Source organism: Enterococcus sp. DIV0008, assembly GCF_050542615.1.
Classification (GTDB): Bacteria; Bacillota; Bacilli; order Lactobacillales; family Enterococcaceae; genus Enterococcus_D; species Enterococcus_D innesii.
Window position 1 is genome coordinate 1,738,578 of the sequence record NZ_CP172937.1, and the last position, 14,488, is coordinate 1,753,065.

Annotated in this window: 16 protein-coding genes; 2 read left to right on the forward strand and 14 right to left on the reverse strand. The window is 42.1% G+C overall.

Annotated features, from left to right (window positions below):
- Window positions 1–143: 143 nt before the first annotated feature.
- The gene (locus IGI84_RS08355; protein ID WP_430600185.1) at window positions 144–1,670 is read left to right on the forward strand and encodes an ABC-F family ATP-binding cassette domain-containing protein; all 1,527 of its coding nucleotides are present in this window, start codon (window positions 144–146) and stop codon (window positions 1,668–1,670) included.
- 38 nt (window positions 1,671–1,708) lie between these two features.
- Here IGI84_RS08355 and IGI84_RS08360 read toward each other — a convergent pair whose 3' ends face one another.
- From IGI84_RS08360 to IGI84_RS08415, 12 genes are all read right to left on the reverse strand, one after another.
- Complete coding sequence (locus IGI84_RS08360; RefSeq protein WP_081118567.1) at window positions 1,709–2,740, reverse strand: lysylphosphatidylglycerol synthase transmembrane domain-containing protein; 1,032 nt, start codon at window positions 2,738–2,740, stop codon at window positions 1,709–1,711.
- Window positions 2,741–2,767: 27 nt separating this feature from the next.
- Entirely contained in the window at window positions 2,768–3,040 is a 273-nt protein-coding gene (locus IGI84_RS08365; protein ID WP_005235800.1) for a DUF1294 domain-containing protein, read from the reverse strand.
- 33 nt (window positions 3,041–3,073) lie between these two features.
- Entirely contained in the window at window positions 3,074–3,982 is a 909-nt protein-coding gene (locus IGI84_RS08370) for a diacylglycerol/lipid kinase family protein (RefSeq protein ID WP_430600187.1), read from the reverse strand.
- Between the two features lie 100 nt (window positions 3,983–4,082).
- Complete coding sequence (gene pepT / locus IGI84_RS08375; RefSeq protein ID WP_430600188.1) at window positions 4,083–5,315, reverse strand: peptidase T; 1,233 nt, start codon at window positions 5,313–5,315, stop codon at window positions 4,083–4,085.
- 11 nt (window positions 5,316–5,326) lie between these two features.
- Window positions 5,327–6,445, reverse strand: a complete 1,119-nt coding sequence (locus IGI84_RS08380; RefSeq protein ID WP_321205996.1) for a Nif3-like dinuclear metal center hexameric protein — start codon at window positions 6,443–6,445, stop codon at window positions 5,327–5,329.
- Window positions 6,442–7,137: a tRNA (adenine(22)-N(1))-methyltransferase gene (locus IGI84_RS08385; protein ID WP_220426555.1), complete on the reverse strand. Its 696-nt coding sequence runs from the start codon at window positions 7,135–7,137 to the stop codon at window positions 6,442–6,444. Before IGI84_RS08385 ends, IGI84_RS08380 begins: the two co-directional genes overlap by 4 nt.
- A gap of 95 nt (window positions 7,138–7,232) precedes the next feature.
- The gene (locus IGI84_RS08390) at window positions 7,233–7,694 is read right to left on the reverse strand and encodes a hypothetical protein (protein WP_140964789.1); all 462 of its coding nucleotides are present in this window, start codon (window positions 7,692–7,694) and stop codon (window positions 7,233–7,235) included.
- Window positions 7,695–7,720: 26 nt separating this feature from the next.
- Window positions 7,721–8,650, reverse strand: a complete 930-nt coding sequence (gene dnaI / locus IGI84_RS08395; RefSeq protein WP_220426556.1) for a primosomal protein DnaI — start codon at window positions 8,648–8,650, stop codon at window positions 7,721–7,723.
- Complete coding sequence (locus tag IGI84_RS08400; protein ID WP_430600190.1) at window positions 8,650–10,026, reverse strand: replication initiation and membrane attachment family protein; 1,377 nt, start codon at window positions 10,024–10,026, stop codon at window positions 8,650–8,652. Before IGI84_RS08400 ends, dnaI begins: the two co-directional genes overlap by 1 nt.
- 13 nt (window positions 10,027–10,039) lie before the next feature.
- Complete coding sequence (gene nrdR / locus IGI84_RS08405) at window positions 10,040–10,510, reverse strand: transcriptional regulator NrdR (RefSeq protein ID WP_005226004.1); 471 nt, start codon at window positions 10,508–10,510, stop codon at window positions 10,040–10,042.
- A 203-nt stretch (window positions 10,511–10,713) separates the two neighbouring features.
- The gene (locus IGI84_RS08410; RefSeq protein ID WP_144771612.1) at window positions 10,714–11,355 is read right to left on the reverse strand and encodes a FusB/FusC family EF-G-binding protein; all 642 of its coding nucleotides are present in this window, start codon (window positions 11,353–11,355) and stop codon (window positions 10,714–10,716) included.
- Between the two features lie 246 nt (window positions 11,356–11,601).
- A complete protein-coding gene (locus IGI84_RS08415) occupies window positions 11,602–11,931 on the reverse strand; it encodes a hypothetical protein (protein ID WP_008380072.1) in 330 nt (109 codons plus the stop codon).
- A gap of 176 nt (window positions 11,932–12,107) precedes the next feature.
- Here IGI84_RS08415 and IGI84_RS08420 point away from each other — a divergent pair, with 176 nt between their 5' ends.
- Window positions 12,108–12,887 (forward strand): ABC transporter ATP-binding protein, encoded by a 780-nt coding sequence (locus tag IGI84_RS08420; protein ID WP_216696303.1) that lies wholly within the window; start codon window positions 12,108–12,110, stop codon window positions 12,885–12,887.
- A 161-nt stretch (window positions 12,888–13,048) separates the two neighbouring features.
- Here IGI84_RS08420 and coaE read toward each other — a convergent pair whose 3' ends face one another.
- Together coaE and mutM are read right to left on the reverse strand one after the other, a co-directional pair.
- A complete protein-coding gene (gene coaE, locus IGI84_RS08425; protein ID WP_220426557.1) occupies window positions 13,049–13,642 on the reverse strand; it encodes a dephospho-CoA kinase in 594 nt (197 codons plus the stop codon).
- Window positions 13,639–14,481 (reverse strand): DNA-formamidopyrimidine glycosylase, encoded by an 843-nt coding sequence (gene mutM, locus IGI84_RS08430; RefSeq protein ID WP_220426558.1) that lies wholly within the window; start codon window positions 14,479–14,481, stop codon window positions 13,639–13,641. The genes coaE and mutM overlap by 4 nt, the downstream gene beginning before the upstream one ends.
- Window positions 14,482–14,488 lie beyond the last annotated feature (7 nt).

Below are 14,488 nucleotides of genomic sequence, written 5' to 3' on the forward strand. Positions count from 1 at the left end.
GCAATGGTATGCTAGGTCCTGATTGGTCAGGAACAACCGATTTTCCTGATCGTTTTAAGCGCTTTTTGGCGTATTTTATTCAGTAAGATTATCTACTTAGCTGTAACGTCTACTGTTTACAGCTTTTTTATATGGAGGAAACGATGTTAACATTAACGAATATTAGCCAACAATTTGGCGACAAATTGCTTTACGAAGATGTTTCCGTTCAAATCAACCGTGGGGAAAAAGTCGGTTTGATTGGACGGAACGGCGCTGGCAAAAGTACATTAATCAAAATCATTACAGGAGAAATTCTCCCAGACGATGGCTTTGTTCAATTTCCAAAAAATTTGAAAATGGGCTATTTGGATCAATACGTCAATGTTGATGAAACGCAATCGATCCGTGATTTTTTGCGCTCTGCCTTTGCAGAAGACTTCGAAAAAGAACAACAGATCGCAGACCTTTATACTGCTTATGGCGAAAGTCTCGACGATAAGCTTTTAGAAAAAGCGGGCGAATTGCAAAATCAATTGGATCAAGGAAATTTCTATCAAATGGATACATTGATCGATGATTTAGCTGAAGGGTTAGGAATTTCGGTTCTTGGAATGGCTACGCCCCTTGCTTCCTTAAGTGGTGGTCAACGCTCGAAACTGATTTTAGCGAAAATGCTCTTAGAAAAACCCGACATGCTGATTTTGGATGAACCAACCAACCACCTAGATGATGAACATATCAAATGGTTAGTTGAATTTTTACAAGACTTTACTGGTACCTACTTAGTCGTTTCTCATGATCGTCAATTCTTGAATGAAATCACGACCCATATCATTGATATTGAATTTGGCAAGCTTTCTAAGTATACTGGGAATTTAGACAAAGCATTAAAACTAAAAACGTTGCAAAACGAAAGCTACATGAAGCAATACGAAGCACAGCAAGAGCATATCAAGAAAACTGAAAGCTATATTCGTAAATACAAAGCTGGTTCTCGTTCAACAATGGCAAAGAGTCGTGAAAAGCAGTTGGCAAAAATTGAACGTTTGACCCCACCGCAAGATGTCCCTAAACCCCATTTAGGATTTGATTTGGCACCAATCGTTACGACCTTGGCCTTGGAAACCACCAATCTAGTGATTGGGTACGACCAAAAACCCTTACTCTCCCCGATCAACCTAACGATCCGCTATGGCGAAAAAATTGCGATTCGGGGATTTAATGGGATCGGTAAATCGACCTTGATCAAAACGATACTTGGTGTGATCCCTGCAATTGAAGGAACCGTTTCTTACCCGCAGCATACAAAATTCAATTACTTTTCTCAAGACCTGGACTGGGAATATCCCTTGCAGACCCCTCTTCAATACCTTGAGGATCTTTTCCCAAAGGCCACCAACAAAGAATTGCGGCGGCAACTTTCTCGGGCGGGATTACCTAGCCAATTAGCCCAAGAAGAATTGAAATTATTAAGTGGTGGCGAACAGACAAAAGTGAAGTTAGCTGAAATGATGTTGATCAAAAGCAACTTTTTGATTCTTGATGAGCCGACCAACCATATCGATCAAGACACGAAAAACAATTTGGAAGAAACCCTGGCAGCCTTTCCTGGAACCGTTCTGATCGTTTCCCATGAAGCTGAATTTTATGAATCCTTTGTTGATCGGATCATTGATTTGAAAGACTAAAAAACACGCTTATCCTCTACTCGAAGATAAGCGTGTTTTTAACTTTCCACTTTTTCTTTTCTTAATTCAGTCAACTCTTGGCTGATATCTTTGCGCTTTTCTTTCATTACATATGCAAAGCCAATAATGAAGGGCCAAATGAATGTCGCTAAGCGATACAGCAGCATGGAAGACGCAGCATCGACCGTGCCAACTAATGGACCAAAAAGCAGCATATAAATAAATTCAAATGATCCGATCCCCGCCGGTGTTGGGATCACCCCGGACAAGACGACGGCAAAGCTGATGAAGGATAACGTCAATAAGAAATCGATCTCTGGATGCTGCACAACAAGAATCACATAAGGAATCACATACCAAGGTAGCATCTTCAAAAGATTCCAAAGGTAGATGCGCAAGAAAGCGGTGCGGTCGGTAATGATTGCATTGACCGTTTCTCGCAAAGAATAGATCTGGGTGTTGCATTTGTCAACGATCCCTCTTAACGTTGCACTTTTGAACAGCTTATTGCTGATGATCACAAAAAAGACTTGAATGTTGATACTGACAGAAAGTGCCAATAAAGCGGCAATGATCAAAAAGACGAGTACGATCCCCACCAAAATTACCCAAATCATATTCGGTGCATTGTCATAGAATAGCGAGAATTGAATAATCAACCCCGCGATTGCATATGTCAATATGGCAAACTTATACATCACCATGTGTAAGGTGGTGACACCAACCCCTTGTGACAATTGCAAACCATTTTTACGATAAAAATTCACCTCTGAGATCAAGGTGCCCGCCCCAAACGTCACGATCCGGTAAAAACCACTGTAACAAACCGTTAAAAAGCCTGCCTTAGTAGTAAATTCCGGTTGAAACGTCACAGCGATCTCTTTCACTGTCCGTCCTTCGATCACCAGGTACAATGTGCCAAGTCCCATAACTAATAAGACGACGAGAAAGCTGGTCTCTCTTAGCCCCGCCAAAATATCCATCATCGAGTTACGGACAAAAAAATACATCACACCCAGAATCCCTACTAGTAAAAGTAAATTAAGGGCGAACTTCACTTTAGTTTTCATATTAACTCCTTGCTTGTTATACCGAATTTATGCAAAAAAGACCATCAGCAGGATAGCAAAAACGGTGCCAAAAGCAAAAAAGAGGTGAAACTTCTTCTTTCTTGTTTTGTGGCGAAATACGCGTTGCGCAATTAAACCGCCTAATCCGCCGCCAATCGCCCCCATAAAAAGGAGATTTGCTTCGGGAACCCGCCAACCTTGTTTCACTGCCTGATATTTATCATACCCCATCAGACAGAAAAGATAAAGATTGACTGCAATTAAATAAAACCACAATGGATTGTAAATCAGTGCATTCATCCATTTCCTCCATATGATTGATCGTAGGGACCATTATTTTGATTCTTTTGCTTCCTCAGGTACCAGCATCGTCAACCCATGTTTGATGACTTCCATCTCAATCGGCAGATCATCCGTTGGGTCGCCATCGGTTCGAGTATGAACCGTTTTTTCTTTGGCCTTTATTGAGACCTTTGCGGCAGTGAAATATTCAACACTTGGTACTTTGGCAATTCTACCACGAATAATTCTTGGTAGATACAAAATAAACCGTAAAATATTCAGTTTTGGCAAAAGAATGACATGAAACAACCCGTCATCAGGTTTTGCTTCTTCATCAAAGTTCTTAAACCCACCTGCTGAATTCGACATGACGATCGTCAGTAATTGACTTTTTCCCTGCCATTTCCGTTCGTCAGCAATAACTTCTAATTTGTATTGTTTCTTTTTGATCAACAGATGAATGAACCGTTTCATAAACGCTAACGGCCCATACTGCTGTTTTTCTTCTTGGGAAGTTGCGGCGGCGGTATCTGCCAGAAGACCAATGGTCATCGTCGAGATCATTACTTGATCATTGACCATCCCATAATCGATCGGACGTTCAACCCCTGTTAAAACATTCTCAAACGCTTCTTCTGGCTTGACTGGTATACCCAACATTCGAGCGAAATTATTTACCGTTCCTCCAGGAATGATCCCGATCTTCAGCTCATCCAGCTTTTCTTTGAAGGTTTGCAGCCCATGATGGATCGTGCCATCTCCGCCGATGATCACAATCGTATCGACTGCGTGTTTTTTGGCAGCCTCTCGAACGTCTTTTGGATCCACGTCTGGATTTGAGGCCTGCAAGAACGCTTGATGCTCTTCGCCTTGTTCTTTCACATAGGCTTGGAATTTTTCTGCTGTTTCTTTTGCTTCACTTTTCCCCGCTGTATCATTGTATAAAACGAGAATTTTCATCCTATTCACATCCTAAAAAGGCCGGGTCTTACGCAAGACCTGCGTGAAGAGTTCCCAGCCCAAGAGTTTTTCATTTATTCCATCAAATCAAAAGCAACGTTTATGCTTGAGCATTCAGTTCGGCGATTTTCACGATCACATCCGTCGCCTTCATCATTGATTGTAGCGAGACGAACTCATAACGACCGTGCATATTTTCTCCACCAGCAAAGATATTCGGTGTTGGAATCCCTAGATAGGAGATTTTCGACCCATCGGTCCCACCACGAACAGGTTCTGTTACTGGAGTGATTCCCACTGCTTCCATCGCATCTTTTGCTAAATCAATGATACTCATATCTTTTTCGATGATTTCTTTCATGTTGTAGTATTGATCATATAGATGAACGTGCACTCGCGGTTCATCAAAGCGGGTATTCAAGCTTTCTTGAACCGCTAATAATTGTTCTTTTCTTTCTTCAAAACGGGTCCGGTCATGATCTCGAATAATGTATGCCATTTTCGCTTCTTCTACTGAGCCACTGAGGCTCATCAAATGGAAGAACCCTTCTGTTCCTTCGGTTTTCTCAGGGACTTCATCAGCCGGTAGCGCATTTTGAAAATCGACTGCTAGTTGCAAAGCGTTGATCATGGTGTCTTTCGCAGTTCCTGGGTGGACATTTTTTCCTTGGATCGTGATTTCAGCTTGCGCCGCATTAAAGGTTTCATATTGCAATTCTCCTACTGGACCGCCATCCATTGTATAGGCAAAATCAACATTGAAATCTTCAACATCGAACTTATCTGCACCAACACCAATTTCTTCATCAGGGCCAAAAGCGACTTTGATTTCCCCATGTTTGATCGTTGGGTTTTTAAGTAAGATTTCCATAGCTGTCATGATTTCTGCAATACCAGATTTATCGTCAGAACCTAATAAAGTGGTACCATCAGTAGTGATCAAGGTTTCGCCAGCATAATTTTTTAAATTCGGAAAATCTTTTGTGTTTAATGTGTATTTTCCTTCTTTATCTAATTTAATGGTCGATTCGCCATCGTAATTTTCGATGATCTGCGGATCAACATTTTCTGCATTAAAATCGGCCGTATCCATATGGGCGATAAATCCAATGGAGCGTACGTCATGATCCACGTTACTTGGCAATGTCCCAATCACGAAACCATTGGATTCGTTGTAGTGAACATCGCTTAATCCTAATTCTTCTAGTTCTTTTTGCAGTTCTTTAGCAAAAGCGACCTGTGTTTCGGTGGAAGGTGTTGTCGTGCTTGCCGCATCCGAACGGGTTTCTGTTTTTACATAGTTCAAAAAGCGAGGCAATAAATTTTCGTACATAAATAATTCTCCTATCTATAGTCAAATGGATTTGTTGAAGTGGTGGAAGGAACAAAGGTCACAGCCCAGTTCTCTTCTGCTTTCCACTGGTTGAATTTCTCAATAAACCGAGGAATACATTCCTTTTCGATGTTGTGCCCTGGATCGATCCCGATCAACCCATTGGCTTGCATGTCATGGGCGAAATGGTAACTGATATCGCCAGTGATGTAGACATCCGCTTGATGGCGTAAGGCATCCGAATAAAACGATTGGCCACTGCCGCCGCAAATGGCGATTCGCTGAATTTTTTCAGGTGCACCAGGAAAGCTGACGAGGCGCAAAGCAGACAAACCAAAGCGTTCTTTGACACGTGCAACAAACTGATCAAGGGAAAGAGGTTCAGCAAGGTTACCAACCCGCCCGATCCCATAAGTCTTCGGCAAATTGTCTAAGGCATACAGATCATAAGCCGGCTCTTCATATGGATGCGCGGCGATCATTGCCGAAAGCACCTTTTTCTCGATCGTTTCTGGAAAAATGACTTCGATTTTCGCTTCTTGCACCTGTTCTTCTTTTCCAATCTCACCAATCGCTGGATGAGCAGCTTGTTGCGGCGTAAAACGTCCAGTGCCAATCAAGGAATAGCTGGTATTTTGATAATTGCCTTGCTGACCAGCACCAGCTTTTCCTAATGCCTTGCGTAATGCTGGTGCCGATTCAACAGGTGTAAAAACAGCTAACTTCTTCATTTTTACTTGATGGGTTTGTTTCAAGTACGTATCTGGTTCAACTTCTAGCAGTTCACAAAACCAATCGTTCAAACCATCTTCAATAATATCCATATTGGTGTGGGCAGCGTAAACGGCGATATCATGCTTGACGAGATCCATTAGCATCTTTTGTTGTGGATCATCTGTCAGCAAGCGGTTCAAAGGCCGAAAGATCGGTGGGTGTTTGGCAATGATCAAGTCGATCTTTTTCTCGATGGCTTCTGCCACCACTTCTGGTCGCACATCAAGAGTCATCATGACTCGCTCGAGCGGTTTGTTTAATGTGCCAACATGTAGACCAACAGGATCGCCTTCTTCTGCCAACCATAACGGGCAGTATGCTTCAAAGCGTTTGATAAATTCTTGACCAGAAATCATGCCAACACCTCCTTGATCCATTCGATTTGTTCCTTTAATTCATTCATTTTCTCAGCAGGTGGTTCTTTGGCTTTCTCTAACTCTTTGACCACTCGTTGACGCTGCTTCAATTCATGCTGCCATTTTTTTAGGAAAACTGGATTTTTTTCTTTTAATAAAAAAGGACCAAAAAATAATTGCTGGGTCGTGTACGTCGCTTTTCCAGTTTCCGCAACGATGATTTCATAATTTTTATCATTTTCTTCTAACAGCACTTCATGAATGATCGTAAAGTTGTGATCAACAAGCCATTCCCGCAAGGTCCTTTCGCCAACATTCGGTTGTAAGACCAAACGTTTGACCCCCGCTAAGCGATTTTTCTGGCTTCCTTCTTCTAAAATCGAACGTATCAGTGTGCCGCCCATTCCAGCAACCACAATTGTGTCGATCTTATCTTCCGGCTGAATAGCGTCCAATCCGTCTGCTAACCGCACCACGATCTTCTCTGTGAGCCCGTTTTTACGTACTTGTTTACTGGCAGAATCATAAGGTCCTTGAACGACTTCTCCAGCTACAGCATAAGTGATTTTGTTCTGCAGCATTAATGCCACAGGTAAATAAGCATGGTCGGAGCCGATGTCGGCGATACGTGCTTGGTCGGGAATTTGTTCGCCCACGCAAGCCAAACGATCCGATAATGCATGTTCGTTCATATTGTCACTCCTTCTTTCGTAGTATAACACGCTTTCCAAAAATAGAAAAAAATGTGCGTCTTGACTGTGGTGCCATTGCCAAGGCGCACATTGCATTAATCCTTCACTAATTCAACCTTTTGAATCGAGTTGCCGGGAATTTGCGGTGGGATTGACATCGTCATGATCGGGACGCCTTGCAGCGACACTTGGACCTTGTCTCCTTCAACTAACTCCTCGATCTCTCCTGAATAGGCCTCAACAGGGACATGGAGAATGACCCCATCATTTTGAAAACTTTGGACGACTTGATCCTCATCTTCAACAGCCGCTACGTCTTTCAAAAATAATTGAAAGGTATCATCCGAACCTGCTTGGGCATCTTCTTGGATAATACCAGTAAAAACCGTCGCTGTTTCGCTCTCTGAAGAATTATTGGCAACGGAACTAGCATTCTCACTTGATTCAGAAGGCGTGTTATCGCCACTTGATGCATTGTTGTTTTCGGGACTGCCACAAGCCGTTAACAGCAGCACTGTTGCTAAGGACAAGCCGAGAATCAGTTGTTTTTTCATCATCTTCTTCCTCCAGTAATGGTCATTTTTTAGGCATCATTTCGTCGATTTTTGCCCGTCATTTGGATCTCTTGTGTCAAGTAACGAATACGCTCCATAATACGTTTGGCTTTCAATGGTTCGGATTCGCCGCGTTGCGTTACCGAAAGATGCTGTTCCAACTCATGCATGGTAAAATTCGAGGTGAAGAACGTCGGGAGTTGCTCTTGCATTCGGTATTGCAGAATCACACCGAAGACTTCATCACGAATCCAACTACTCATCGCATCCGCACCGATATCATCCATCATCAAAATGGGGGCTTTTTTCACTGCATTCAGCTTATCCCCCACCTGATCTTTGCCGATTGCTTGTTTCATCTCTACTGCAAATGTCGGGAAGTGAACCAATGTCGTCGTATAGCCTGCCTCCGCTAAATCTCTGGCGATCGCGCCAAGCAGATAGGTTTTTCCGATCCCAAAACTCCCCACAAAGTACAGTCCTTTATGAAACTCCTGTGGATTGGCTGTCAACTCACTAATAAAATCAACGGCAGCTGCGATGGCCTCCATTCGGCCAGGCGTTTGCTGATAATCTGCAAAACTTGCTTCTTGTATATCTTTAGGCATATCCATCGCTTTGATGCGACTGCGGATCTCTTCTTGCTTCTGATGTGCCAGTAGTTCTTTCGTTGGTACATAGGTGACGTCAATAAAATGAAAATTTAACGCTAAGCGCGGCTCATAGCCCGGTGCGATCATGGATGGATCATTGATGCGGAATTTCCGCTTTTCTTGGACGAACTCATACAGTTTCGCATAGCTTTTTTGAATATCTGCTTCGGTCAATACCTCTTCATTTTCGGCAATAAACGCTTTAACATCAGGATCTTGTAAAACCTCTGCCATCATTGCTGAAAACTGATCACGGTAATTGCGTTTATCCAATAGTTTTCCTAAGTTTTTCCCTACATCTTCCATTACTTGTCACCAGCTTTCTTATGCAAGTAGTTTTGCAGTTTTTTATCTAATTCTGCTTGTCGCTCTGGTGTTAATGCTGTCTCTTCCACTGGTTTTTCAGCCCAAGAAGGCAGCTTTTCTTCGCGAATGATTTTTTTTCCGTTGGTTTGTGGTCGGCTGCGCTTTTCCTTGGCACTTCGAACAAGACTCCGGACATGTTTGATCGCATCTTCTGCCGTACCGATTTTTAATTCTGACCACTGAGCGGCAATATTATTTACATAATTTCCTGACAAAGCGGCGTTGTTTTGGACTACCAAAACGTAATGAACCAAAACATTGATCACACTATTCGGTAATGGTGATCGTTCGACAAGGCTTTTGATCAACCATTGTTCTGAATCTGTCATAAAACTGTTTTTCTCCGCTTTGATCGCTTTTAAAAAGGCGATTGGCGCATTGTTTTCACTTTCTTGAATCAATAATACATCATTTTCTGAAAAACCATTCTGCTTTAGTGTATTGAAGCGGCGTAATTGGCTTTCTGCTTGAGGATCTTCCCTTTTTGTTGTTTTCGTGAAGGTCTGCCGCGATTTTTTCATGATCGCTTGCTCCAGCTTCTTCTTATCGATCTCGCCTGTTGTCAAAGAAACATTGTCCGCCATCAAATCCAACAATTCCAACACATCATAGCCGTATAAAGAATGGTATAGAACTAACTTTTGTCGAAAACTTGGCGTGAAATTAGCGGCACGGATATACCGGCGCTGCGCTTCATATAAAAGAAAGTCCCAATCCAACTGCTTTTCGTCAAGCACCAAGTTCGCATTGGTTTCCTGAAAAGAATCACTGACTGCCTGTAGCGTTTCTTCCTGGGAAGCAAAACGAGCGGTATTTAACCCATAAGCGGCTGAGAAGGATTGAGTCACTTCCTGATAATCGGTTAAAGAACATTGTTTTGGTTGATACAGCTTGACCAGTTGATTAAATTTACGCTCCCCGACTCTTTCCAACAAAAGATAAGCATACAATTCATCTTGAAAAAACGCTGCTGGATGAACCGGTTCTTGCAACCAATACAGATACGAGCTTCCGTTTTGAGCATCTGCTTTCTCATACGACTTTAGCAAGCCAATGCCCTCTAAGTTTTGCTTGGCTTTTATGAAGCGAGGCATTCCGGCATTCATGGCATTCAAGATATCTAAATGCACCGTCGTTATCGCCTCCTCACCATAAAAGGTTTGGGCTTGGACATCACTTGCGAGTGTCAAATACAATGCTAAAGCATCACTTTCAATAATTGGTTGATACAAATAAATGAGGGCGTCTTTTCCTTCCGTTGTAAGTGGACGGCTTTTAAACACTTTGTACGTTTGATTCGGTAAACTATTGCCCACTTGCTGTCCCCCTCTATTCTTGTGGTTCTTTCGCTTTCTCGACAATGTCTTGCAGTTCTTTTAAGAAAACCGACATGTCTTTAAATTGCCGATACACACTGGCAAAACGAATATACGCGATCTCATCTAAATCAACTAAATCTTCCATCACATATTCACCAATTTGCGTAGTTGAAATTTCGTTTTCTCCAAGAGCACGAACACGGCTTTCAACATGATCGACGATCGTTTCCATCTGATCCATTGTCACTGGTCGTTTTTCAGCAGAACGAATCAAGCCCCGTAAAATTTTTTCTCGGTTAAATTCTTCACGGGCACCATTTTTCTTGATTACAAGAAGGGGTGCCTCTTCAATACGTTCAAATGTTGTAAAGCGATAGCCGCAATTTTCGCATTCACGACGACGGCGAATCACACGTCCATCATCGGCTTGTCGACTATCAACTACCCTCGAATTGTTATGATGACATTTTGGACATTGCATAGTTCCACCTCATTTTCTCTCTTATGCGCTTACGTTTTCACGTAAAGTCATCGATTTCTATGATTAATTATAACATGAAATCCATTGGTACAATAGCCAAAGTGGTTTATTCTGTTCATTTAATACAAAATTTAAATAATGTTATAACTGTTGTTTTTTTCAATGTAAAAAAACGACAGAAATCTTTCTGCCGTTTCATTTCGTTATTTATCTTTCATTTGCAGCAAAGAAACAAACTCATGCAAATTCTCCGGCTGCTCCAACTGCTGATTACACTGTTGACTATCACGGCAAATATAATTTCCGCGTTTCGTATACGTCCCATCGCCGTTGCTCTTGGTCAAAGAAAGAAACATTGACACATTTCCTTCCTGCTGGCACAAGGGACAAATTCCTTTTTTGACTTCCGTTGACACATGACCGTGAAGCCCTGTAAACCCTTGTTCAGTGGCTATGATCATAAACTTACTTTGACTACCGATATCATCCCAGGCAAGATAAGTGGTTTCCTTCAAATCCACGGAAGCAAAATCAGGTACTTTCAGTTTTTTTACTTTCCGAAACATTTTTTCAATTTGCTTCGTTGTCGGCACCTGAAAGGGGCGAACGTATTCTTTAAGTTCAGCTAACAGCTCGTTACTCCGGCTGATCGTCATTCCTGGTTGGAAGAAAGCAGCTAAAATGGCTCGGGGTGCGGTTTCTTCTTCAGGAAAAAATTGTTCAATTGCATCTTTGGTCATCGATTCGACCGTTTTGATCGTTCGAGGGTCATTGACCGATTGATAGGTTCGGACTAATTGGTACACTTGGTGTTTAATCGCGTGAAATTGGTAAGGTTCAATCATTGAAAAGCCTTCTTTCTATTTTCTCATTTATTCTCGCGGCTGTTCTACTTTCTTGACAGTCGTACACAATGCATAAATAAGCATTTGATGACCACCTCCCAATTTCTCTGCTTCTCGCTATGCGATCTTAATGGATTATAATGAGATGTTGAGCAATTGTCAACTGAGCAGTAGTCTCTTGACTCTTCATCCACTCTGGTTAACCAAAAAATGCCTCGTCTAGAAGACGAAGGCATCCGTGTTCAGTTATAATTTATCTTCAATTCCAGTATAATGCTTCAGCTGGTCTGCATCTCGACGATCCGCAGAAGAAATTTTATTGGCATCAGGATTTTCAGCTCGCAACAATTCTTCACTGCTGACATTTTCTGGGGTAGTTCGATCATTGCGCGCATCGCGCTCGTCATTTTGATCTTCTAATTCGTTGACTCTTTTTTGATCGTGCTCTTTCTTGATCTGACCTTCGTGTGCTTGTTCTTTTCCAGAATGGGCAAGTTCTTCATTATTGGTCCATTCACCGATTTTTTCTTTAGCCTTGCCAACGATCACATCTTTTTCGTCTTTAAAAGTACCCATAGTTATCATCCCTCCTGTATAGTTTCATCATAACAAGCATTCTGAATTCTGACAAAAGATATGAATGCGATACCAATCAACCAGCGAAATTTGGAAGGATGTGTTATAATAGCAGGTATTATTTTCTGAATATTCTTATAAATGGAGGTGAAGAACCTGATTAGGTTCAATTATCGATGACAGTCCTTGATTTTCAACAGGTTTCATTCATTCGCAACCAGCAATTTTTATTAGAAACTATCAATTGGCAAGTGAAAAAAAATGAACATTGGGCGATTTTAGGCCTGAATGGCGCAGGTAAAAGCTTACTATTGCAGCTGATAACAGGAACCTTATGGCCTTCTTCTGGTCAACGAACAGTCCTAGGTGAACGATATGGCAAAACATCTGTCCCGGATCTTCAACGGCGCATCGGTTGGGTTAGTTCCGCTTTACAAAATAAATTTTATGGACGAGATCTTGCTGAAGAGATCGTTCTATCTGGGCTTTATTCCAGTATTGGTCTTTATGAATCTTATGATGAAAACCAACTGGACCAAGCAAAAGCGCTGTTGGCTGACTTGGGCCTGACTCATCTGATCCATCGTTCCTATCACGTCCTTTCTCAAGGAGAAAAACAATTTGTCATGATTGCACGTGCCATGATGGCACAACCAGAGATCCTGATTTTGGACGAACCTTGTACGGGTCTTGATTTATTTGCGCGAGAAGAACTGTTAGCACGATTGGAGGCTTTTTCAAAGCTGACAAATACACCCACCATTCTTTACGTTACCCATCATACAGAAGAGTTGCTACCGATTTTCACTCATTTGCTGATGCTAAAAAACGGCAAGGTCCATGCTGCAGGTAAACGAGAGGCCATTTTTACTGAGGAGGTTCTCACTACTTTTTATGATCAGCCGATCCTTCTTCACCCCTTCACAGGTGACCGAATCATTGTGACACCCAAGTAAGAGGTACGCATCAATGCATGGTAAACATTAGACACACAATGATTTTTGCCACAAGTCAACTTTTTTCAGAAACGATAGTTCTTTGTAAGATTACGAAGATTTGCTGTTGTACAAAAAAAGACAGCAGGTTTCCTTTGGTGAAAGGGAACCTGCTGCTTTACCTATTTGTTTATAGATGCAAACCAATCATCGATCTGCTGATTGAGTTGGGCGATCGTTCCTTGATTGTCAAAGACAATATCGGCCCGTTGTTTCTTTTTCTCAATTGATAGCTGACTGTCGATTCGTTGTTGCGCTTCTTGTTCAGTCAACTGATTGCGTGCCATCAACCGCTCTTTTTGAATGGCTTCTGGCACATAAACGACTGCGGTTTGATCCATGTATTGGTCATAGTCGGCTTCATACAGCAAAGGAATGTCAACGATCAACAATGGCACTTCCTGCTTTTTTTCTTCGATCTGAGACAAAATCTCTTGTCGAATAAAAGGAGATAACGTCTGATTCAGTATCCGGCGTTTCTCTGGATCGTTAAAAATCAAAGCACCGAGGGTTTGCCGATCTAGGTGTCCATCATCGGTCAAAATCTGCGGACCAAAGGCTTGCGTCACCGCCTGCAAGCCCTTCGTATTCGGTTCAACGACTTCTCTTGCGATGATATCGGCATCAATAATCGGTAAACCCAGTGATCGAAAATGCGCGACTGCGGTACTTTTTCCGGTGGCAATCCCCCCCGTGACTCCTAAGACAAAACTCATTTACTGGACCTCACATGCAATTTTTGGCACTGAGGACAAAAATGTGTCCCCCGTTGGGCAACTTTGATCTTGACGATTGGTGTACCGCATCTGCCACAAGGATTGCCCGTATGGCCATAGACATTTAATGACATTTGGAATTTCCCGGCTTCTCCTAGTGCATTGAGATAGGTACGAATGGTGGTTCCGCCTGCTTCAACAGCTCGTTCTAAGACATCGATAATTGCTTCATGCAGCACATCTACTTCAGTTGGCATTAATGAATCCGCTGGTTGCTCTGGATGGATTTTCGCTTGCCAGAGCGCCTCATCTACATAAATATTGCCCAAACCAGTAACGAGCTTTTGGTCAAGCAATAACGGTTTGATGGCTTTTTTAGACCGCTTCAATCCTTGTTCAAATGCTTCTAATAAAAACAACTCAGGCTTAGGCTCAGGACCTAATTGCATGATCCCTTTATAGGCTGCGCTTTGGTCTTTATCCACTAAGGTCATACGACCAAATTTTCTTACATCATGATAATTTAACTGACTGCCATCTGTAAAATGGAAAATGACATGTGTATGTTTATCAACAATTGGTTCTGACTCAAAATATTCATACTTGCCTTCCATTCGCAAATGTGAGATCAAATCATAATCTGTCAATTTAAAAATCAGAAACTTCCCGCGTCGTTCGAATTTTTCAAAGCGTTGCCCTTTCAAAAGCGCCGAAAAGATCGGCACTTCAGGACTTTCGATGATTCGCGGCCACAGGATCTCGACCGATTCGATCGTTTTATTCAAAACAAGTTTTTCAAGTCCTTTACGGACCGTTTCAACTTCTGGTAATTCCGGCACCTCTGTT

Coding starts and splice junctions, on each gene's coding strand:
- IGI84_RS08415 (WP_008380072.1), bottom strand. CDS start 11,931: ATGGGTACTTTTAAAGACGAAAAAGATGTGATCGTTGGCAAGGCTAAA.
- IGI84_RS08355 (WP_430600185.1), top strand. CDS start 144: ATGTTAACATTAACGAATATTAGCCAACAATTTGGCGACAAATTGCTT.
- coaE (WP_220426557.1), bottom strand. CDS start 13,642: ATGAGTTTTGTCTTAGGAGTCACGGGGGGGATTGCCACCGGAAAAAGT.
- IGI84_RS08380 (WP_321205996.1), bottom strand. CDS start 6,445: ATGATTTCTGGTCAAGAATTTATCAAACGCTTTGAAGCATACTGCCCG.
- nrdR (WP_005226004.1), bottom strand. CDS start 10,510: ATGCAATGTCCAAAATGTCATCATAACAATTCGAGGGTAGTTGATAGT.
- IGI84_RS08360 (WP_081118567.1), bottom strand. CDS start 2,740: ATGAAAACTAAAGTGAAGTTCGCCCTTAATTTACTTTTACTAGTAGGG.
- pepT (WP_430600188.1), bottom strand. CDS start 5,315: ATGTACGAAAATTTATTGCCTCGCTTTTTGAACTATGTAAAAACAGAA.
- IGI84_RS08410 (WP_144771612.1), bottom strand. CDS start 11,355: ATGATTGAACCTTACCAATTTCACGCGATTAAACACCAAGTGTACCAA.
- IGI84_RS08420 (WP_216696303.1), top strand. CDS start 12,108: ATGACAGTCCTTGATTTTCAACAGGTTTCATTCATTCGCAACCAGCAA.
- IGI84_RS08365 (WP_005235800.1), bottom strand. CDS start 3,040: ATGAATGCACTGATTTACAATCCATTGTGGTTTTATTTAATTGCAGTC.
- IGI84_RS08370 (WP_430600187.1), bottom strand. CDS start 3,982: ATGAAAATTCTCGTTTTATACAATGATACAGCGGGGAAAAGTGAAGCA.
- dnaI (WP_220426556.1), bottom strand. CDS start 8,650: ATGGAAGATGTAGGGAAAAACTTAGGAAAACTATTGGATAAACGCAAT.
- IGI84_RS08390 (WP_140964789.1), bottom strand. CDS start 7,694: ATGATGAAAAAACAACTGATTCTCGGCTTGTCCTTAGCAACAGTGCTG.
- IGI84_RS08385 (WP_220426555.1), bottom strand. CDS start 7,137: ATGAACGAACATGCATTATCGGATCGTTTGGCTTGCGTGGGCGAACAA.